Raw genomic sequence first — 22,479 nt, 5'->3', positions numbered from 1 at the left:
CACTTATAAGAAATAATAAGCCCTATCAATGATGAGTTGCTACAGTGAAAGTATTTGTAAACTTTTACAACTGTAAATAAAGATAAGGGTGAACCATGAGTCGGCACGATAACAAGACTGTAAAAAATAAGACTGTAAAAACAAACATCGAAAAAGATGTTGATGCAAATGAAGGGATAACAAAAGAAGTTATTCATAATGTTTTTGTTGATACACTAGAACAACCTGTTAACCCTCCTATTTCTACATCCTCTACTAATACCAACTCCTCTAACCACCCACCCAACAATAATATTCAAAATGCAACACGCCTGGGTAGACGGCGATTTATGCAAGGTTTTGGCTACACGATTGGTGTGACGGCGGTAGGAGCGACTGGTTTAGGATTAACAGGATGTGGTGATGATGCTAAAAATAGCAGTCATACGAATGATGAGGTTGCTAGCTTTATACATGGCGTTGCCAGTGGCGACCCTTTATCTGATCGCGTTATATTGTGGACACGAGTGACGCCCCAACAGACAGGTTCTCATCAATTTTCGGTTGAATGGATTGTAGCGCGTGACGAGCAAATGAGCAATATAGTTGCGCAAGGCAAGGTAACTACGAGCGCTAAAAATGACTATACCGTTAAGGTTGATGTAGATTCTTTAGAGCCCAATACCGTTTATTACTACCAGTTTAGAGTAAACAAAAAATCCAGTGGTATTGGTCGAACCAAGACCTTGCCTGTTGGTAATGTTAATCACGCAAAAATGGCTGTATTTAGCTGTGCTAACTATCCAGCAGGGTTTTTTCATGTATATGCGGATGCAGCCAAACGCAATGATTTAGATGTTTGTATCCATTTAGGAGACTATATCTACGAATATGGTCGTACCAGTATGGATGCTCAAGGGGCGATCATGCCAGCCTATGCTTCGGTAAACGCATCGGCTATTGACCGTGAAGTAATGCCAGAGAAGGAGATCGTTGGTATTAATGAGTATCGCACCCGTTATGCCCAATATAAAACAGACCCAGACTTGCAAGCTTTGCATGCTGCTGTGCCCATGATTGCGGTATGGGATGATCATGAATTGGCGAACGATGCCTATGATGGCGGCGCCGAAAATCATCAGCCTAATACTGAAGGAAAATGGGATGATCGTAAGCTGGCAGCAGTCACCGCTTACCACGAGTGGATGCCGATACGTAATGAGGTACAGAGTGAAATCTATCGACGCTTTGATTTTGGTGATTTACTAAGCCTGCATATGCTAGACACACGAGTCATTGGGCGTGATGAGCAACTTAATTATGCTGATTTTATCAAAGTAGATGGTACTGGAAATCCATATATCGATGCAGATGCCTTTACATTGGCCACTAATGACCCCGAAAGACAATTGTTAGGACTAAGGCAAAGCAACTGGCTAGTGAGTCAACTGCAACAATCAGCCGCAAAATGGCAGATATTTGGTCAACAAGTACTTATGGCACGCATGATGTTACCTGCACCAGTCATTTTAAACCTTGCCAATCCAAATGCTGGGTTAACTATTGGTGATTATTTAGGATTGGCACATAAAGCAGACACCACTCCAGAACAGCTAACCGTTCAAGAACAAGCAATTTTATCACAGCCTTTTGTTCCTTATAATATCGACGCTTGGGACGGTTATGGTTCAGCACGTGAGTTGCTACTAAATGCTGCTAAAAAATTAAATAAAAACCTAGTGGTATTGTCTGGCGACACGCACAACGCGTGGGCAAGCAACTTGACTAATAAAAATGGTGAGTCAGTCGGTGTCGAATTTGCGACCAGTTCTGTCAGCTCACCAGGTTTTGAAGAGTACCTCCCTAATACTCCACCAGCGACATTACAATCGGTACTGACACAATTGATTACTGATTTGCAATACATGAATCCGAATCAGCGTGGATATATGATTATCACTGCCAAACCTGAATCCTGTCAGTCAGAATGGGTATTTGTCAGCGACATACTTAAACAAACTTATAGCAGTGAAGTGGGACAAACGCTCAAAGTGCTTGCTGGTGAAAATAAGCTGAGGGACTAAATGATTGTTCGTTTAAACATCAATAGTTATTAGTTATTAGTTATTAGACCTCTTGCAAAAGTAGCAGAGTGTTTTAAAATAACTAATACACTCACAACTGGCTAGGAATCATGCCAAACATAGATAAGCTACTCGAACAAAATGACGCAGGCTTCAAACGCTATACCGGTATTCATAAAGCCACCTTTCATGAAATGCTGGATGCTATGCAACAATATGAAGCCGCCAAGACCAAATCAGGCAGACCAAGTGCGCTTAGTCTTGAGGAACAGATATTACTGTCCCTTACCTATTGGCGTGAATACCGAACGCTATACCACATCAGTATGGACTTTGGTATTCATGAGTCTTCTGCCAGCCGCATTATTCGTAAAGTAGAAGACGTACTGGTTGATTCTGGCAAGTTTGAACTGCCCAAAAAGCTGCCCTGTCGCGTCGATGACGATATCAATTGGCGGGTAGTCATCGTTGATGCGACCGAAACCCCAATTGAGCGTCCAAAAAAAACCAAAGCGACTATTACAGCGGTAAGAAAAAACAGCACACATTAAAAGCGCAGGTTATCGTTCATTGGCAAACAGGGTTGATACTTGATGTGCAAACCTGCAAAGGGTCAATCCACGATTTTAAGCTCTATAAAGATACTTGTCCTGACTGGTTACCTGAGAATACTAACTATCTAGCAGATAGTGGTTATCAAGGTATAGCAAAACTACATAACCAAACCTTCACGCCATTTAAGAAACCTCGTGGTGGTCGGTTATTAGAGATATGCAAACAGGCGAATCATTATCTGGCAAAGTTCCGTATTATGGTTGAACACAAAATAGGCTTGATCAAATTGTTCAAAATCGTGGCTCATAAATATCGCAACCGTCGTCAGCGCTATGATCTTAGAATGAAGCTGTTTGCTGGTATCGTTAATTTCGAGCTCAATCTATGACTTTTGCAAGAGGTCTATTAATTATATAACCCGTATTTGACTTTGTACTGCTTAATAATTGCGGTTGTGAAAAAGTGTAAGAATTAAAAAAAAGGTGTTTTATGACTCTACGTATTCATGCATTACTTCATGTTGATTTTGAAGATCTTGGTTTTATTAAACAGTGGGCAAATAACCACGGCCATACCATCAGCTATACTCGATTTTATAGTCAGGCATCACTGCCAGAGCAAGACACTTTTGATTGGCTCATAGTCATGGGTGGACCGATGAATATTCACGATGAACAAGAGTTTCCTTGGTTAGCCGATGAAAAACAGTTTATTCAACAAAGTATCGATAATAGTAAGAACGTCATTGGTATATGTTTAGGGGCACAGCTGATTGCTCATTGTTTAGGTGCCACTGTTAAGCCTTCTGGCGTAAAAGAGATAGGCTGGTTACCTATTGAATTGACAGAAGAAGGAAAGAGTCACCCTTTACTACAAAAACTACCCAAGCAAGCGTTCACTGTATTTCATTGGCATGGCGATGGTTTTGACTGTCCGAAGGGAGCAACTGCTATTGCAACATCAGATGCGTGGGCTAACCAAGGGTTTATTTACCAAACACCGATGCATAAAGAACTTGGATCTTTTGTTATCGGCTGGCAGTGTCACTTTGAAGTAACCCAAGAGAGTATGGTCAAGATGGTAGAGCATGGGCGTGATGAAATCCAAAACGAACTTAATAATTATCATGAATCTGTCCAATCACCTGCTGAGATAATAGAGTGTGGCAACCAATATATTGGAGACAATAATGCATGGTTAGCAGTTATGTTGGATAAGATATCAAGTATCTGAAAACTTCTAAGTATTGTTGGCTATACCAACGCTTGAGCCAATACCTCAAATATTTTTGGATGACTCATTTGTGCCACATTAAAACGCATAAAATTCTCAGCATTTTTTGATTGACTAAAAGCATTGCCGGGCGCTAAGACTACACCTTGTGACAAACAACGATTGGCCAGTTCGGTTGCACTATTTTCATCAGGTAACTGGCACCAAAGAAACATCCCTGCTTGCGGTATCAGCCACGGCACAATTCCTAATTTTGCCAAGCGTGGCAGCGTATGAGAACGTGCGCTTGCAAGTCGCGTATGAATCGTAGTCATATGTTTGCGATAACCACTATCCGTTAAAGCTGATAGCACCACGGCTGCCGCTAACTGCCCACCGCCAAAACCAGTCGCTATTTTTAAATCGAGCAAACTCTCAACCCATTCATTCGGCGCGGCTATATAACCGCAGCGCAAGGATGCCGATAACGTTTTAGAAAAACTGCCAATATAAAACACGCGTGATAAGCCGTCTAATGCTGCAAGACGTGGCGCAGGTGTGACTTCAAAATCAGCAAAAATATCGTCTTAGATAATATATAAACCAGCAGTCTGAGCCAATTGCAATATTTGGTACGCCGTAGCATGTGATAAGGTTGCACCGGTGGGGTTATGGATGGCGGCATTGGTAATATATAGGCGCGGTTTGTGTTCTTCTAAAATTTTCGCAAAGGCATCTACATCTGGACCACTCGGCGTATAAGGCACGCCAATGACTTTGACTCTATGAGCACGCAATAGCGCTCGAAAGTTAAAATAACAAGGGTCATCGACGACTACGGTATCGCCTGCGGTCAATAAAAAGCGAAGGATTAAATCTATCGCTTGCGTGCCAGACTCTGTCAGCATGACTTGTGAAGGCTGCGCATCGATGCCCAGTCCTGCCATACGCCGTATCAGTAATTGGCGTAACGCGGGCAATCCTAGCGGCGTTGCATACTCGCTGATGACGGTAGTGTCACCTCTTGCCGCATGTCGTAAACCGCGGCGCATACCTTCCACAAAAAGCCAATCTGGTGGCAACCAACCACAGCCCGGCTTCAGTACATTATCGGATGGCTCAAGCGATTGCCGCGACACCCAGAGTGGATCTACCGCGCGATCAAGATTGTGTCCTGACTCTATTAATGAGAGCGGCGCTGTTGTCTCTGCAACATAAAACCCTGCGCCAGGACGCGAGTAAATAATACCTTCTGTTTGCAAGCGCTCGTAAGCTTCAACTACCGTTGAGGGTGAAAACCCGTAACTGTTTGCTGCGGCCCGTACGGAGGGCAAGCGTGTTCCGGGCATATAGACGACGGTTGCTATCTTTTCTTTAACGTCAGCCATGACGATTTCAATTCGTGTTAATTGATGTTTCATATTTTTCAAGCGAACCCGTGAATATATAAATTCAATAGAAGAACTGTATGGGTTTCATATGCCAAACAGTTCTGTTCAATTGTACGGGATTGTATATAGATAACCTAATGCGCTTTTGTTTTAATCATTGAACCTAAAACGATGTGATATGGCTACAAAGCCTGAGTGGTGACAACTATTAATATCAATCAATTCAATGATAATTTTTTAAAAGCAGCTATATATGAGCACTCGAAAATATAATAAATATCTGGCATTTGCACTATGTGTGATAACAACTAGCGTTAATATACAAGGACCACTTTATGCTATTTACGCACGTAATGACGGCTACGGTGTTTTAGCAACCACGGTCGCATTCTCTTTTTATGTGTTAGGGGTGATACCGGTATTATTAGCTTTTGGTGGACTCTCCGATAGAATTGGGAGACGCAAGACGATTTTAATTTCTTTAGGTTTATCAATAGCGGCAACTGCTCTGATGATGTTTTACCCTTATACAAGGGCGTTAGCAGTAGCACGATTGTTGCTTGGTGTGGGCACAGCCTTAATGGCAGCAACAGCGACCGCATATATGATTGAGTTGATTGACTCATCCGATACGGCGCGTGCTACCACTTGGGTGACTGCCAGTACAACCATAGGTTTTGGTCTTGGGCCTGCATTAACGACAGTTTCTTTGTTATTTTATGAGACAGAGCAACCTGCTAGCTTTTTCCTCATGTTAATAAGTGCGTTTTTATCAATAGTTTTAGTATGGCGATTACAGGAGACTGCGCACGGGCGCTCGAACAAACTTGGATCAATGCTCAAGCTGCCATATTTTAATCGTGAAGTAATATGGTATGGCGGCGGAATTTTGATTTGTTGGGCGACTACCGGATTAGTTTTATCAATCATCCCTTCAGTACTAGCCACGCATGGACTGGCTAGATATGCTGGAATATCCTCTATGCTTGCTATCAGTTGCGGATTATTGTTTCAGCCTATCGCTCGAAAGCTTGACCCGCAGGTATCATGTAAACTGGGTATTCTGATTTTAATTCCTGCTTATACTTTGCTTGCTTGGGGTGCGCTGCATGCCAATCTACCAGCAATTCTTTTAGCGGCTTTTTTAGCGAGCAGTAGTTGTTATGGTTTCGTATATTTAGGCGGGTTATTGGGAGTAACGCGCTCTGCTGGCAATGAGCAAGCTCGTGCTAGTGCTGGCTATTTTTTAATGGCTTACATGGGGTTTAGTATTCCGGTAATCTTTACAGGTTTGATTGTCGATAAATATGGCGCTGATATTGCATTTTATGCTTTTGGATTTTTTTTATTACTTGGAGCATTAGTATTGTTTGCAAGCGAGTCTGTTTTGAAAGTTGATCGAGCAAGATTCGAACCAAACAATTCGTAGGTATTGATTGAGATAACGTTCGCTGATAATCATACTGAGAGTAGCGTTGTACATAGTAGATGGTGAGTTAGCGGTGTAAATATTGAGTCGTTTTATCAAAAACCGCCGTAAAACCACGTCACTTTTAGGGCGTGGATATCAGGTGTCAACCGTTGTCATATAAGATTGAACACAGCTTGTTAACCAAGCTCATTGAGATCATAATCATCTTATGAAGACGCTCAAATTACGCATCAAAGACAAACACGCCAATCAGCTAAATATCTTAGCGGGATCGGTTAACTTTGTCTGGAATTACGTCAATGAGCTTAGTTTTAAGCACTTGCAGCGTACTGGTAAATTCTTTTCAGCTTATGATATTGCAACTTATGTAAAAGGTAGTGGTGAGCTGCTAAATCTGCACAGCCAAACATTGCAAGCTATAACTGAAACCCATGCTAAGAGCCGCAAACAATTCAAAAAAGCCAAACTCAACTGGCGTACCAATAATCCTAAATCAAAGCGTAAGAATCTTGGTTGGATTCCTTTTAAAAATACCGCTATCAAACACCTAGTAACCGGTCAATCAGGCAAGAAAAGCCTTAAATCTACCATTCAGCTAAGCCTCGCTAAGGGTAAAAAGCTCACTATTGATGTATGCGACAGCTATAACTTAGCGCTCTATAGCATCAATACCTGCGAGCTGGTGCAAGATTCTCGCGGCAACTGGTACGCCTGTATTACGGTTAAAGAGTTTCCAACGACTAAATGCGGTACTGGTAAGGTTGGTATTGATTTGGGCTGCAAAGATTCGGCAGTCAGTAGTGATGGCGATGTTTTGACCACTAAGCTGACTCATCAATACGCTGAAAAACTGGCTATTGCCCAACGTGCTAAAAACAAAAAGCGGGTTCGTGCCATTCACGCAAAAATCAAAAACACCCGCCAAGACCTGATTCATAAATTCACCAATAAATTAGTCAAAGCCAATAATTTAATCGTTGTTGGAAAGATAAAATCAAAATCATTCACTTCAAGCAAACTAGCCAAATCCGTCTATGACGCTGGTTGGTTTGAAATAAAGCGGCAACTGGATTACAAATGCGCGAACGCAGGTTGCCACTATATTGAAGTTAATGAAGCGTACACAACCCAAACCTGCTCGTGTTGCGGCTCTCGCCAAGACAGTCCGAAAGGTAGATCAGGGCTTGGTGTCAGAGTATGGTTTTGCAGTTCTTGTCAAACTGTCCATCAACGGGACGTTAATGGAGCAAAAAATATACTCGCGGTCGGGCTTGGCCGTCTTTAGTAGGAATCCCCTTCACTTTTAGGGAGGGGAGGAAGTCAATGCCATCGCCGTGACCACAACACGCCGATTGAAGACATGATGCAGACGTTAGGCGCTTTAGTGGAGCAAGGAGATATACGCGGTATCGGTCTCTCAGAGGTCTCGAGTGCGACTTTGCGTCAAGCGCATGCTGTTCATCCTATCACAGCGGTACAAAGCGAGTATTCGCTTTGGTCGCGGCAACCAGAAGAGGAGCTATTAGAGACGTGTCGTGAGTTGGGTGTCAGTTTTGTCGCTTATAGTCCATTGGGACGAGCTTTTTTAACCGGTAAGCTTGATATTGAGAGTCTGGCAGCAGATGATTTTCGTCATGCTGTACCGCGCTTAAACGGAGAAGCGCTGACTAATAATCAGCAGATAGTAAAGCAGTTCAGTAAGCTAACTACCGAATGGCAATACAGTAATGCCCAGCTTTGTCTGGCATGGCTACTAAATAAACATCCGCATGTCATTCCTATCGCGGGTACGCTTCACGAAAAATATCTCATAGAAAATGCCCAAGCAGCAAAGATTACGCTTAAGTCCGAGCAAATAGATGAGCTGGATGAATTATTTAATCCCCGTAATATTGCTGGCGAGCGTTATCCAGAAGCAGGGTGGGGTGGTATTGAGAAGTAGTTGAGAGAGACTGATGATACAAACCTTATCAGGTGGTGAAAAATAGCGCTTGGCTATCGTACGGGCGCTAATGGAATATACCGATATTATAATGTTTGATTACCGTGAGTTAATATTATTAAACACTATCGTAGTGGTAACTATTAGGCAATGACAAGTAATCAATAAAGACAAATGTGTATGTGCATAAGGATTTTAAAGGGTTTGAGGTTATGTCTAAATACAATGATAGTAAACATTGACAACAGATATTGGTCGATACATAGAGTTACTCACCGCTTTTGTTGGAGGCGCGCAGGCGTGGATTTTGCTTGGCGATAATATCTTCGATACTTGTCGGTGTGATATCAAAAAGTTGGGCAAAATGATTAATCATGCCAAGTGCGATAGCGACTCTAATAATATTATCTAGTGTACCGCCTTGACCCGCCTCAATACGAGCAACCGTACTGACTCCAACACCTGCTTTTTCTGCTAGAGTAGCTTGTGTTAGGTTTAGCGCTAATCGCTGCGTTTTTAGGCGTTCGCCCAAAATATCTGCAATCTCGCTTGGCGTATAAAAATCGAATCTCATATTCATAGGATAATCAGTCATATAAGAGTGTTAAACCGTTATTTAAACATCTAGTCATTCAAATATGAATGCTTATTAAGTTAATTCTAAGAAAGCTCATTACAACCACGCCAGCCCTACCATCCATTTGATAGTTTTTAATATCCCATTCGATGACGACACTAAAGAGCTGGTTGATTAGACCATCAATAAGCGTATGACAGCAGTAAAATATTTATTCGCTTATTTGTATCAGTACCAGTAAAATACGAGACAGTTTTCTACACGAGTTTATGAGTAACCAATGATACGTTTAACTGAAATTAAATTGCCATTAAATCATGCACCTGAAGATCTAACGACTGCTATAACGACAAAACTTAAAATTTCTGCTGAGCAAATGGCGTCATTTGTGATGTTCAAACGTGGTTATGATGCTCGTAATAAAAGAAATATCCAATTAATTTATACGCTAGACATCACACCTACCGACTCGGATTTAGCCAATGATTTACTGGTTCAATTTGAGTCAGACAACCATGTTAAAGCAACACCAGATACCAGCTACAAATATGTTGGTCAAGCGCCAAAAGATTTAACCGAACGTCCTGTTGTTATTGGTTTTGGTCCTTGTGGTTTATTGGCAGGACTCACCCTTGCCCAAATGGGTTTTAAACCTATTATCATTGAACGCGGTAATGAAGTAAGACAACGCACCAAAGACACCTTTGGCTTTTGGCGGCAGCGTAAATTAAACACAGAATCAAACGTACAGTTCGGTGAAGGTGGAGCAGGTACCTTTTCTGACGGTAAATTATATAGCCAAGTGAAAGATCCCAATCATTATGGCCGTAAAGTCATGACAGAATTTGTAAAAGCTGGCGCACCAGAGGAAATTTTATTTGTTAGTAAACCGCACATAGGCACTTATAAGTTAGTCACCATGGTAGAAAAAATGCGTGCCGAGATCATAGAACTCGGTGGTGAAGTCCGTTTTGCTACTCGCGTAGACGACTTGCATATCACTGACTCAAAAGTAACTGGCGTGACACTTAATAGTGGCGAAACCTTAAAAACCAACCATGTCATTCTTGCTGTTGGCCATAGCGCCCGAGACACGTTTGAGATGATCCATGATAAAGGCGTATATGTTGAAGCAAAACCTTTCTCGATTGGTTTTAGGATTGAACATAAGCAGTCAGCCATAGACAAAGCACGCTTTGGTGACAATGCTGGAAACGAAATACTTGGCGCTGCGGATTACAAACTGGTTCATCATTGTAAAAATGGTCGTTCTGTTTATAGCTTCTGTATGTGTCCAGGCGGCACCGTAGTGGCAGCAGCATCAGAAGAAGGCCGTGTTGTCACTAACGGCATGAGCCAATATTCAAGGAACGAGCGTAACGCCAACAGTGCTATTGTGGTAGGCATCGACCCAGAGCGAGATTACCCAAACCACCCTCTTGCTGGTATCGAATTACAAAGACAACTAGAAACCTTAGCGTTTGAATTAGGCGGCAAAGACTACAGTGCACCAGCGCAAACCATTGGCGACTTCTTAAAAGGTAAACCAGACTCAGAATTAGGCGATGTAAAACCGTCTTACACACCAGGCATTACCTTAACTGATTTAAGCAAAGCGTTACCTGACTTTGCCGTGGATGCCATACGTGAAGCCATTCCAGCGTTTAATAAAAAAATCCAAGGATTTTCATCTGACGACGGTTTACTCACTGGCGTAGAAACCAGAACATCGTCACCAATAAGTATTAAACGCAATAAAGAATTCCAAAGCATTAACACCAAAGGCTTATTCCCAGCAGGCGAAGGCGCTGGCTACGCAGGTGGCATATTATCAGCAGGGATTGATGGCATTAAAGTGGCCGAAGCTGTGGCGAAATCGATGTTGAATATAGAGTAAGAGCGGCTTGAGATCTTTATCGGATGGATAGCGATAAGTCACCTGCCAAAACAGTGAGCCATTCAAACGTTATATAAGATATGGATTTTGTCCATTACACCATATTAAACAATAAAAAGCCTTACAACCAAAAGGTTGTGGGGCTTTAAAACAAACTAAGAATATAATAATTGGTGCGCCCACCAAGACTCGAACTCGGATCGATCGCTTAGGAGGCAACTGCTCTATCCTGTTGAGCTATAGGCGCATAATAGAGTGATATTGTAAAAAAAAGCACTCTTAAAAGCAATAAATACTGAGTAAATAGAGCGTCTTATATTTATTTAGCAATGCTTATAGCGTCAGCGACATTTACCGTCAGCTCACCTGTTGCTTGTTTTCCTTTAGAGTTTGGTTTGAACAAGTCAGACACCTCATTTTGATAGCCATCGATATTTTCATAATCATGTCTACTCAATATATCTTGCCCTGTACTTGAGAGTAAAAAATTTCGAAAGTTAAGCGCAATAGGGTTTTGGGTTAAGATGACACCATCTACTTTTTTCGTGTCTTTTAAAGCATAACTAAACGACACAAGGTTACGAGTGTCTGTGTTATCAGTTTTACCTTTAGCAGCGATTTCATCAGCACTACTGTCTGCATCGATAATATCTTCTACCATGCCATTTTCTGCCTTGTTGCGGTTTTGCTTATCTTGCGCTATTTTTAATTTTTCTTGTACGGGCGCTAGGCGTGCTGCCGATAGAGTGCCATCAGCAATAATGATGTCGGTATCAACAACAAATGAAGATGGCTCATTATCAGCTACTTTGTTATCTGATAGCGTCAAAAGCGCAGCAGAAGCGACATAGCTTATCATGATTTCTACATTGGGATAACGAGATTGAAAGCTTGAAATCACAGCGTCTAAAGGCGCTCGTAGTTTTTCTTCTGCTTGTATGTGCAAAGTGCTTTTGGCAACAGTCTCTCCATCTTCTTCTACTGAGGCAGTCGATTCACTCTCATTTGAGATAATGGGCAGTGGATCTGTATTTTTACGGTTACTGCTCCACAGCCAAGTAAAGATGGCGATAAAGATAATAAGCAGTAATAAAATGAGCCCAGCCAGTAGCAGCTTGTAGTCTTTCATATGGTACCGATCTTCTTATTGTTGGTTTATATGTGGTTTAGCGCTGTTGATGCAGTACTTCATCTGCTAAATCTGCCAGCATATCTGCAAAAATATCGGTTACTTCTTCTGCAACGGCAACGGCAATGGCTTTTTGCTCTGGGTTTTTATGCGTAGTCGTATTATCGCGACTTGCCAGAGCGGAGAGGTAGTTTGAAGGTGAAGAGGGTTGATTGTCAATCATTTTTGTGTCAGCTTGATGCGCAGCCAATGGTGATTGCCCTGTGCTTAGTTTATCCTTAAGCCAGTCAAAACCATGAGTTTCCCACCATGCCTCGAAGCGTGCTAAGGTGCTGCCACGTACTGCCATAGGTAGGTTTAGCGTTCGCAGCTTTTGCGCCAAAACAGGGTCGCTTATGGCTTGATGGATACTCAGATAGAGTCCACTACTGTCGTCTGTATAGGGCTGTCTATTTTGCCAAGATTGACCATCAATTTTCATACGTGGCAATTGCCAAAGCTCACCACGATAGTATACGACATATAATCGTCGTTCAGGGTGAACAAAAATGGCATCAATGGGACGCAAGGGCATAGTATTAAGGTATCTCGTCACTAAAAATTGAAGTAAAAATACGGCGACATCTGTTGTCGCAGCGTGTGTTTATCGATAGTTTATATACTGGTAAACGTGAACGAACAATGGCAAACTAATAGCCAGATTATCATTCGCTTTACAACAGGAAATATAAGCTCATTTATAGTAGTGTTTGCTACCGCAGTTTGATCCATGCCGCCATGCTAGCAGAAATGTCATGTAGTAACGACCGCCAAACATGGATTGGTGAGTGTTTTCAGTAGCTTCGTTTAGATACCATGCGCATTAACAGTAATAAGGCTCATAGATTCAGCCTACTATTTTCAGGCTGCTATTTTCAGATGGTGGTTAATAGCAATAGCTGGTGTTTCATAATACCTGCCAAAATGTTTGTTATTTCTATCATCTTCTCTAATAAAACGCCTTAATAACGACACTTGTCATTACGCCCATCACAAGCAGTACTTATTATTTATTTTACTCTATTATTCCAATCAGATTATCCTCTATGTTTACCATTATTCAATCGCACCGTACCGAAAATCTTGTTGAGCAGCTTCTTGTGCAATATCAGTCCAAGAATCAGCCTGTTTTTGAACCTTTTATTGTCATTGTGCCCTCAATGGTATTGGGTGATTGGCTAGATAAAACCATTGCCAGCCGTGCTGGGATCAGTACGTTGGTGCGTACTCAGTTTTGGGGTCAGTATCAATGGACGCTCATGCAGGATGTGTTAACCCGTCATAACGCCTATTTGTTAGAGACAGATTCTGAAGCGGCAACCTTAAATGTGCCTGAAGTGGCGGTGTTGTCACCAACAGTGATGCAGTGGCGCTTGTTTGGTTATTTGACTTATTACCAAGCGTTGATTGTTGCCGATGAAAAACATCCGGTGAATCCGCTGCTGGCGTCTTTGATTAATGATCCACAAGCTGGGGTTGAGCAAGACAATGTAAGACAAGACAGTTTGCGACAAAGCATTATAAAGGATAAGGCACAACAAGATGCGCGCATTTGGCAGCTGGCAAGTGATTTGGCGAGAGTATTTAACCGTTACTTAACTCACCGTGAGGATTGGCTGGCGCTATGGTCGCATAATAAGCCGCTCAATGTAGATGAAATGATAGCGGATAAAGATGCGTTGTCACTGCGCTTTGATAGGTATGCGCGCGGCACGCCTGAGTGGTTGGTGGCGCATTATGTTGAGTTAGAAATTGCCCAACGATATTTGTGGGCGCATTTATTTGCCGATGTTCATCAATACCGTGTGGGGCTTGAAAATATTTTTTGGTCAGCGTTAAAAGACAACAAAGCGAATGAGCGAGCTCAATTGCCCAAAGTGCTGCGTATTTTTACCATTCAGCAGTTGCCACAGACTGAGCTCGACTTTTTGCAGCGCTTATCACAATACATGGATATCACGTTGTTACACTATAATCCGTCAAAGCTATTTTGGGCGGATATCGTCGATAAATCGTGGCTACAACGCCAACAGATTATCAATCCTGAAAGCGTGTTTTTACGGGATTATGGTCACAGTTTGCTGTCGCGTTTGGGCAAACAATCGCGCGATACCTTTGCCATGCTTGCCAACCTGTCGGGCAATGAGCAATATCAAAACGCGCTGGTGGACTGGCAAGATAACTTTGATGATGGTTTTGATAACGAGACTGGGGGTGGTTTTGATGACAATGATTTCGACGACAATGGTTTCGATGACAGTAGTTTTGATATTGACAATACTAACAGCGCTCAAACTGCACAAAATAGCCCAAGTTTATTAAGACGTTTGCAAAACGATGTGTTGATGCTTGATGAAAAATCGACCCAACAAGCAACCGCGGCAAAAGTCTCTCAAGCCATCAGTAAACAAATAGCGTCAAGCGTTGATCAAGAGAATCAAGAGAATCAAGAGACGCCATGGTACGAAGACGAGGTATTAGAAAATAAACGCTTTGAAAAAGACCGCTTTTGGGCAATATCTTCTGAAGATAATAGCCTGAGCATTCATTCGTGTCATAGTTTGCAACGTCAGCTTGAAGTGCTGCGTATTATGATTGGACGCTGGCTAAACGAACCTATCAAATCTAGCGCGAAAAAGCGCCATATATCCGATATTGTAGTTTTATTACCTGATGTTGAGCGTCATCATGCACTGATTGGCTCTATTTTCGTTAGCGGCAAAGGTCAAGATGGTTTGACGCTGCCTGCAAAAGTGACTGGGGTGGTCGATGCTTATATTCGTCAGTTATGGGAAGCGATTATTGGTTTTTATAAGCTATTAGGCAGCCATAATGCTCGTTTTGAAGCGGCTGAGGTCTTGGACTGGCTAATGCTGCCGCCCTTGTTTGAAAGTTTTGGACTGACTCATGAACAAATGAGCCGTGGTTGTGATTTGTTGGTAGAGGCAGGTTTTATCCGTGGGTTTGATGAATGTCATCTTAAGCAAACGCTCGATAGTAATGACTATGACTACCGTTTTAGCTTTGCGCAAGCGCTAGACAGATTGACTTTGGGTTTGGTCATGCCAGAGGCTAAGTTGAGCGATTGTCTATATCCTTTAGATCAAGATGATTGGCCTGCTACTGCAATGCCCGAAATGAGTTTGCCGCTGCCACAAGTGAGCCTCAATGATGCCATGATTGTGGAAGCCCTTTGCCGTATTTATACGGGTTTGGTAGAACGACGCGATGATCACATGCAAAAGATGAAAGCGGAAGATTGGCTGGATCAGATTGAGACACAAGTGATTCATTGCTACTTTGGCGATGTTGATCAAACACGTACGATGCGCGCTATTTATAACGCCATGAACGGCTTTAAATCAAGTTTGCGAGCCAACCGCCATTATAGACAGTATGCTAATGATACGAGCGACAACATTGAAGTGGAACAAAAACTGGCGGGGGTTGAGCAATTACCGCTAAAATTAAGCTTTATGTTAGACAGTATCGAAGACGAGCTTGAAAGCCAGCAGGTCAGTGCTGAGCCGACTGGTGTGATTACCTTTGGTCGATTTGGTGCATTAAGAAACGTGCCTTTTGAGTTGGTGGTGATGCTCAATATGGACATCTCTGAGTTTCCTGGGCGTGATCGTGATAATCGCTATGATTTGATAAAAGCCGCTAAATCGCGTCGCGGTGATAGAGTCAGTGAAGATGATGACAATGGCGCATTTTTGGATGCGATGTTGTGCGCACGCAGTGCTTGCTGGATATTTTATAATGGTCAAAGTCTCACTGACACTCATGAGCATCTGCCAGCCAACCCAGTGAGTGAATTGCTACAGTTTTTACAAGGTGAGGTGCAGTGGCAGGTGAGCTCGCTTGAGGCATTAGAGACTTTGCCTGATAGTATTGATTCAACCACCGAGAGTCTCAAGCGCTATTTGCCCAAATTAATTAAGCAATGGCTGGTGACTGAACATCCCGCATTGCCTTTTCATGACAGTCTTTTTGAAACAGAAATTGAAGATACTGATGTCGCTTATGTTAGAGTGCAAAAGTCTGTCACGCCAGTTTTCTCTGATCAGAACGTGATGGCTGTCGATACACAAGATAATAGTCCTATTGATACTGCCGATGAATTAGACGTTATCTTAAATAAGGCTATGCGCAAAACCAAGTTGGCTCAGAAAAAACAATTTCCGCCTGCGCCGCTTTGGCATGCCGTGTTTAATACCCTAAAGGATCGGACATTCAGTCAGCATTCACCACTGGTTGATTTACCCACAAACGCACAATATGAATCAATCGCTCAGGTACTTGGTCAAGGCTTGGGTCAGCTGGGACAAGTAGACAATCAAACCTTGTCTGCATTGGTCGATATGTTGGCGCTAGACAGTATTACTGATACCAGTAATGCCAACGACGTGGCTGAGGCGCTCAGCCAAACCGTGTTTGATACCGTATTTAACATTGGTGAGATAGATGTTGAAGGGCGGCTCGCCTATCAAGTGCGTCATCCTGCCAAAGCCTTTTTGCGTACTCAAAAAGTGCATGTGGTGCAAGGAGAGCAAGCAATGGCACATCAAGAGCCACTATTCCTAGACAGCCTGACGAGCTATCAAATTAAAGCGCACTTGATTCATGAGATGGCTACCGATGCCGCCGATAAGAATATGGGCAAAATAGCTGAGCCAGACAGCCAAATTCTGATGTATCAAAACATCATACCAGCAGGTGTTGCCCGTCAAACCACGATACCCAATCAAAAACAAAAGCTACAACAGCAATGTCTCGAATTTAAAGAGCAATTAATCGCCAATGGCTTTGATGATGCTGTTCAGACCAATATGACCAATGACGGTGAAGAAGATAGCGTTTTACAGCTACTAACGCCGACTACCGAGCATCCTGTTCAGATAGAACTAGCAGCGGTGCTAAATAGTATTAACAAAGCGCCAAGCTATCAGGCAGACACTCATAAAAACGCTGACTCATTGCTTACGCTATTGCCTAAGGTTATTAAGATAAAAGGCTCAGTACCAGTGTTAATAGCAGCATCAGGCGTGGCTGACACTGGACAATCACCCAAGCAGTGGTTGAATATATTGCCCAATTCTGCCAGTCCTAAGCATTTACTCAAGTTTTGGTTGTCCCATCTATATTGGCAAGTGGCCAGACGCACCACTGCCGAGCAAGTGGTATTAAATGATGGGGTGAGCATTTGGCGCTTTAATAAGTCCAGCTCGCAAGTAGATAAATATAAAGATAAAATTGCTTTTAAACTCAGCCCTATCGTCTATGAAGACGCGCTGATTGAGCTGATAAAGTGGGCAATTTTTGCCAAGCTGGTAGGTCAAGTACCGATTACGTTATTGCCGGAGTATGCGCTCAGTTATCTTGATCAGTGCCTCAAAGCTGAAGAAGGTGAGGGCAGCAGCTACTGGCCAAAACGAGCAGACTTCTCAAATTGGTTAAGACCCAGCTATCACGTAGATACGGTATACGATACTTGCTCACAGCATGCCATTTGGCAATACGTATTACGTGATCAGGATGCGTTTAACGCCTTAACAGCGTCGTTAGCCACTTTGGCAGTGCCATTATATGGGCCAATGTTTGCCGCACTAGACGGATTGGATGCTTAGTTCTTGGCTTTTTTATCCTCTTGATTCAGTTAATAATAATTAAAAGTGTATGCCCCTATGACCGATACCAGCTATACCGTTGATATTTCTACGCAGCCGCATTTCTCCGATGACTCGCTTGATACATCTACTCACATGACTAAAAGCGAGGATATGGAAGATAAGGCGAGTGTGACCGTGATACCGGCGGTCGATGTTGACCTGACAGGTAAGCATCTGATTGAAGCATCGGCGGGTACTGGCAAAACGTGGACGCTTACTGGGATTATGCTGCGTTTGCTGATTGAAGCAAGACGTGCACCAGAGCAAATTATTGCCACTACCTTTACACGAGCTGCCGCAGCTGAGATGCGTCAGCGTATTCACGACCGTTTGGTAGATTTTTATCAATTATTGCAATGGGTCAATAACCTGAGTGCTGATACCATTAATAAGGATAGCTTGTATCCTGACGTGCTACAGGTGACGCCTGAAAGTGATAAGGACAATAAGGCGGGCACTGATAAGAGTGCTCAAACAGACGCTGATGAACTAAATCAAGACGTTGTTTATGGCAAAGTTCATGACAAAAAAGCCGCTGCTGAAAAGCGTGCACAGGCAAAAAAAGCGCGTGAGAATTGGCTAGTAGATCAGGCCAAATATGCTCGATTACAAGATTCCATGCAAGATCCTATTAACCTACACTTAATCGGTTATTTGCTGGATCATGTCTATAGCTATCCAATGACCGAAGCCATTCGACGCACTGCACTGGTATTGACTACATTGGATAAACTGTTTGTGGGTACGCTCGATAGCTTGGCGCAAAAATGGTTGACTGAATACAGCAGTGAGACGGGTCATCAGCAAGGCATGGGGATTATTGAAGACAGTAGTATTGAGCAAGTGACTGATAGTATCATTCATGATGAGCTGCGTCAGTTTCAAAGCCGGTTATATCACGAGCAGCCTAAACTGTATGCGCTCATGGATCAGCAAGGAAAGCTGACCGCAGTGAGCGACCATAAGAATTTTGTGACTCGTTCGCTTAACTTTGTTTCCGCGCCGATTGATGAGATTGTAGTAAGTGACTTCAATATCCACAATTACGAAGAATTCTTAAATCGGTTCTGTGATTATGATTTTAATGACATTCAGGCCTACTTTGATAAGGACTTTAGAAAAAAAGAAGGATTTAATAATCGTAAAAGTGTCGCTAAAAATTTAGGTTTTTATCAAGATTTTAAAGATCTTATTCAGAGTAAGCATCTCTCTTTTTCTCAAAGTTTATCCAAACCGCAATTAAACTTTTTGAAGCAACTTCAGGCAACTTATGATGACTCAGAAGATTCTGGATTCTTAGAAGATAAAGAACAAGGAAGGGTGAGGTTTATCAGTACTGAATCTGTTCAGATGATGCTTAAGCTATATAGTTATATCCAACAGTTTAATGACTATGTCATTACTGTTTTGGCCAATCTAAATCGTCATATTGTGCTCGCTGTGCGTGACAGGCTGCCAGTGATTTTAGAAGAGCGCGGTGAGACAACTTTTAGTCTACAGATGGTGCGCCTGAACCAAGCGTTAACGGGTCGGCAAGGAGAGAAGCTGGCACGTTATATTCGTCATCATTATCCGATTGCTCTCATTGATGAGTCGCAAGATATCAATGGCGAGCAAGCCACTATGATTGAAAGTATCTATTTGCCAAAAAATAAACGTGAACAATCGAACAATGATAAAAAGTCAACAACCAATAAAGCCAGCCATGAGTTTTTATTATTGGTTGGTGATCCGAAACAAGCTATTTATGGCTTTCGTGGCGGTGATGTCGCTAACTATAATTATATGAAAGCCCAGTTTGATAAAAGTAGCCTTTGGACACTTGATATTAATCGCCGCTCAAATGCCAGTTTGATTGATGCGCTAAATTGCTGGTTTGGTATGCCAGCACCAGCGACTGATGATAATAAGCTGTCACAGCTAGGTAGTGGTATTTATTACCAGCACATTAAAGCACATAAAGAAGAAAATCAGCTGTCTTGGTTTAATGAGCCAGACATGCTGAACAGTGCATTGGTGACGGACGTCCTCTCTGCTCAGCCAGTAAGCGTATTGCACTTGCCTTATGACAAAGATAAAGAGCTTGAGTACGATGAGCATGAAATCACAGCACGTCATATTGCGACCTTACTCAGCAGTGGTCAGACACTAAACAGTAAACCAATTCAGCCCAGTGATATCGGCGTACTAGCACGTACCAAAAAAGATCTAAAACGGGTTGAGGATGAGTTGGTTAAACTGAATGTGCCAACCTTGACCACCAGTGATGTCAGTATTTTTGAAACCATCATGGCAGAAGATGTCGCGGCGCTGCTGAGTGCCATGCTCTATCCGTATCGACATGACATGATTAATCGAGTATTGACCAGTCACCTGTATGGCCTGAGTATCAAAGACATCAAATCCATGATGACTGACCATGAGTCAGGGCTTTCAGAAAACTATGCTAATACGTTCCATGCTAGTACGTTCCATGCTGGTTCAAATAGCAGAGAAGTTAACGCGGTTGATGATAACAAAAAAAGCTATCAAGACTTTATTTCCTATCTCAAAGAAGGGACACAGCGCTGGCAGCACTTTGGAATTTTATCGGCATTGCATTATTTGCTCGATAAAAGTCCTGTGCAGCCACAAGGCGTTTGGCAAGCATTAGCCGCTCATTCAGAAGGCGATCGTCATATCATGGATCTGCGTCATGTGATGGATGTTTTGGCGCAGTATGGTCTAGGCATGGGCGAGCATGAGTTATTGGCTTGGTTCAGACAAAATATAGATGCGGCCCCTAACAGCGATTGGGCTAAGCAATATCCGCTACCCACGGAATCTGGTGTGCAGCTGATGACTATTCATAAGTCAAAAGGGCTCGAGTTTCCCATTGTCTATGTATTGGGTATGGGATCTGCTAGTCACAAGGCAGGAGATCGTGAAAAATATGGACTATATTTATATAGTGTTGACTCAGACATATATTCAACTGATGTAGATAAAGCTAATAGTAATCAACGTAGGTTTTCTCCTGTCAAAGGGACAGTACAAAATGGCGATTATTATGCTGAATTAGAGACTGAAGAGAACCTTGATGAGAGAAAAAGATTAGCTTATGTCGCATTTACTCGAGCCAGTGAGCAACTGTATATCGTATTAAGTGATCCTAATAATTCTAAAGAAATGGAGCGTAAGCCTGTATTTAATTGGTTTGATATACAAAAACCTCAGCCAGCCGAGTATCAGTTACCTGATCGACTAAAAGGCACGATAGGTATGATCAGAGGGCATAACGTCAATGATTTTTATGATAATAATGATGCTAAAGCAGCAAGCGTAAACGACAATCAGCTTGCCACTACTAAGTTAAACGCTAATAAGCCTGCCACAGAGACTATTGAGTACTCTTCTTTTTCAGAGGTCATGAAAACCAATTACTTTTATGGATGGGCCAAGACCAGTTTCACTGCTCTAGCTCGTCAGCTTGATGAGTCCACGCAGGCGATGGCTATAGTGGATGAGCGTATCGATGATGCTATAGACATCGACATGACAGAAGCCTCGGTATCGGTCAAGCCGTCATCTAATAGCAATAGCAATAGTGGTAATGAGTCTATTGAACCAGTTAGTGAGTTAAGCCTCAAGTTAGAGGACGATATCCGTTTTAGTTTTATAAAGGGCGCCAATGCCGGTACGTTCTTGCATGAGATATTTGAAAAGATTGATTTTAATAATAAATCACAGTGGTCTCAAGTCATTGATAGAGCCATTAGTAGCTATCAGTTGCCTTTGGTCTATAGCAGCGTTGAACAGCAAATCCGCATATCACAAGCGAAAAAGACAGGAGAGAATAGCCTAATCGATCATGACTCAATAGACGCTATCAAGCATGAGGCATTGATTGGTTGGATCGAAGAGGTGTTATATACGCCATTATTGGCATCAAACCAGCCTTTACATTCTATCAATGCAAGTCAGCGATTTGCTGAATTAGAGTTTAATATGGGGCTGTCAGAGCGCTTTAAAGCGCAAGATATTAATACGCTTTTTCAAAAGTATCTGCCTGATGAGGCCGACAAACACGTCACGCTCGTTCCGCAAAACAAAACGCATTTATATCGTTATCTGCGTGGCGAAATTGACTTAGTGTATGAGCATGCTGGCAAGTATTACGTAGTCGACTATAAAAGCAATTATTTGGGAAATAGCCTAAGTGATTATGATGAAAATACACTCAAAAAGGCGATGTCAAAAGCAGGATATTGGCTACAGGCAGCGATTTATCAAGTGGCGTTACATCGATTTCTTGCCATGAGAATTAGTGATTATGCCGGCAATGAAGACAAGTATCTGGGTGCGGTTGAGTATGTATTTTTACGGGGAGTATATGATCCTGATTCTCAAACAGCTACTGGTGTATCACAAAGTGTTGATAAGTCTGACAGCAGCGACTTAAACAGTAATAATCGCTATGGACTGGTCACTTGGGATATACCAATCGATTTTATTAAAGCCTTGGATACGTTATTTGGCAAACCAGATTAGTGGGTTTTAAATAACAAGTTCAACAAAAATGCCTATTATA

Annotated in this window: 11 protein-coding genes, 1 tRNA gene and 3 pseudogenes; 10 read left to right on the top strand and 5 right to left on the bottom strand. The window is 42.4% G+C overall.

Going from position 1 to position 22,479, the window contains the following annotated elements:
- Positions 1 to 95 precede the first annotated feature (95 nt).
- The 4 genes and pseudogenes from JMW90_RS00775 to JMW90_RS00760 all read left to right on the top strand — a co-directional run bounded on the left by JMW90_RS00775 (position 96) and on the right by JMW90_RS00760 (position 3,851).
- Entirely contained in the window at positions 96 to 2,063 is a 1,968-nt protein-coding gene (locus JMW90_RS00775; RefSeq protein WP_201561219.1) for an alkaline phosphatase D family protein, read from the top strand.
- 110 nt (positions 2,064 to 2,173) lie between these two features.
- Positions 2,174 to 2,614 carry a transposase family protein gene (locus JMW90_RS00770; RefSeq protein WP_201561218.1) on the top strand — a complete coding sequence of 147 codons (441 nt, stop codon included), beginning with the start codon at positions 2,174 to 2,176 and terminating at the stop codon, positions 2,612 to 2,614.
- An 8-nt stretch (positions 2,615 to 2,622) separates the two neighbouring features.
- Positions 2,623 to 3,006 (top strand): annotated as a pseudogene (locus tag JMW90_RS00765) (transposase family protein); the annotation flags it as partial.
- A 101-nt stretch (positions 3,007 to 3,107) separates the two neighbouring features.
- The gene (locus tag JMW90_RS00760) at positions 3,108 to 3,851 is read left to right on the top strand and encodes a type 1 glutamine amidotransferase (protein ID WP_201561217.1); all 744 of its coding nucleotides are present in this window, start codon (positions 3,108 to 3,110) and stop codon (positions 3,849 to 3,851) included.
- Between the two features lie 20 nt (positions 3,852 to 3,871).
- Here the strand turns inward: JMW90_RS00760 and JMW90_RS00755 are convergent.
- Positions 3,872 to 5,251, bottom strand: a pseudogene (locus JMW90_RS00755) (aminotransferase-like domain-containing protein).
- 223 nt (positions 5,252 to 5,474) lie between these two features.
- Between JMW90_RS00755 and JMW90_RS00750 the strand changes: the two are divergent.
- The 3 genes and pseudogenes from JMW90_RS00750 (at position 5,475) to JMW90_RS00740 (ending at position 8,595) form a co-directional block, all read left to right on the top strand.
- Complete coding sequence (locus JMW90_RS00750; protein WP_201561216.1) at positions 5,475 to 6,650, top strand: MFS transporter; 1,176 nt, start codon at positions 5,475 to 5,477, stop codon at positions 6,648 to 6,650.
- Between the two features lie 211 nt (positions 6,651 to 6,861).
- A pseudogene (locus JMW90_RS00745) lies at positions 6,862 to 7,991 on the top strand (RNA-guided endonuclease InsQ/TnpB family protein).
- A 22-nt stretch (positions 7,992 to 8,013) separates the two neighbouring features.
- On the top strand, positions 8,014 to 8,595 hold the full coding sequence (locus JMW90_RS00740) for an aldo/keto reductase (protein ID WP_201561214.1): 582 nt from the start codon (positions 8,014 to 8,016) through the stop codon (positions 8,593 to 8,595).
- Between the two features lie 268 nt (positions 8,596 to 8,863).
- Here JMW90_RS00740 and JMW90_RS00735 read toward each other — a convergent pair whose 3' ends face one another.
- Positions 8,864 to 9,190, bottom strand: a complete 327-nt coding sequence (locus JMW90_RS00735; RefSeq protein WP_201561213.1) for a helix-turn-helix domain-containing protein — start codon at positions 9,188 to 9,190, stop codon at positions 8,864 to 8,866.
- A 262-nt stretch (positions 9,191 to 9,452) separates the two neighbouring features.
- On the opposite strand from JMW90_RS00735, the gene JMW90_RS00730 reads away from it, so the two are divergent.
- The gene (locus tag JMW90_RS00730) at positions 9,453 to 11,069 is read left to right on the top strand and encodes an NAD(P)/FAD-dependent oxidoreductase (RefSeq protein ID WP_201561212.1); all 1,617 of its coding nucleotides are present in this window, start codon (positions 9,453 to 9,455) and stop codon (positions 11,067 to 11,069) included.
- Between the two features lie 171 nt (positions 11,070 to 11,240).
- Here the strand turns inward: JMW90_RS00730 and JMW90_RS00725 are convergent.
- The 3 genes from JMW90_RS00725 to JMW90_RS00715 form a co-directional block, all read right to left on the bottom strand.
- Positions 11,241 to 11,316, bottom strand: a tRNA-Arg gene (locus JMW90_RS00725).
- Between the two features lie 72 nt (positions 11,317 to 11,388).
- Positions 11,389 to 12,198 carry a hypothetical protein gene (locus tag JMW90_RS00720; RefSeq protein ID WP_201561211.1) on the bottom strand — a complete coding sequence of 270 codons (810 nt, stop codon included), beginning with the start codon at positions 12,196 to 12,198 and terminating at the stop codon, positions 11,389 to 11,391.
- Positions 12,199 to 12,235: 37 nt separating this feature from the next.
- Complete coding sequence (locus tag JMW90_RS00715; protein WP_201561210.1) at positions 12,236 to 12,772, bottom strand: hypothetical protein; 537 nt, start codon at positions 12,770 to 12,772, stop codon at positions 12,236 to 12,238.
- Positions 12,773 to 13,283: 511 nt separating this feature from the next.
- Between JMW90_RS00715 and JMW90_RS00710 the strand changes: the two genes are divergently transcribed.
- A complete protein-coding gene (locus JMW90_RS00710; RefSeq protein ID WP_201561209.1) occupies positions 13,284 to 17,867 on the top strand; it encodes an exodeoxyribonuclease V subunit gamma in 4,584 nt (1,527 codons plus the stop codon).
- Between the two features lie 135 nt (positions 17,868 to 18,002).
- Positions 18,003 to 22,439, top strand: a complete 4,437-nt coding sequence (locus JMW90_RS00705; protein WP_417715097.1) for a UvrD-helicase domain-containing protein — start codon at positions 18,003 to 18,005, stop codon at positions 22,437 to 22,439.
- Positions 22,440 to 22,479: the final 40 nt, after the last annotated feature.

The organism is Psychrobacter glacincola (assembly GCF_904846215.1).
Classification (GTDB): Bacteria; Pseudomonadota; Gammaproteobacteria; order Pseudomonadales; family Moraxellaceae; genus Psychrobacter; species Psychrobacter glacincola.
Note: the sequence above shows the minus strand (reverse complement) of the source record. Positions and strands in the feature narration are given on the sequence as shown.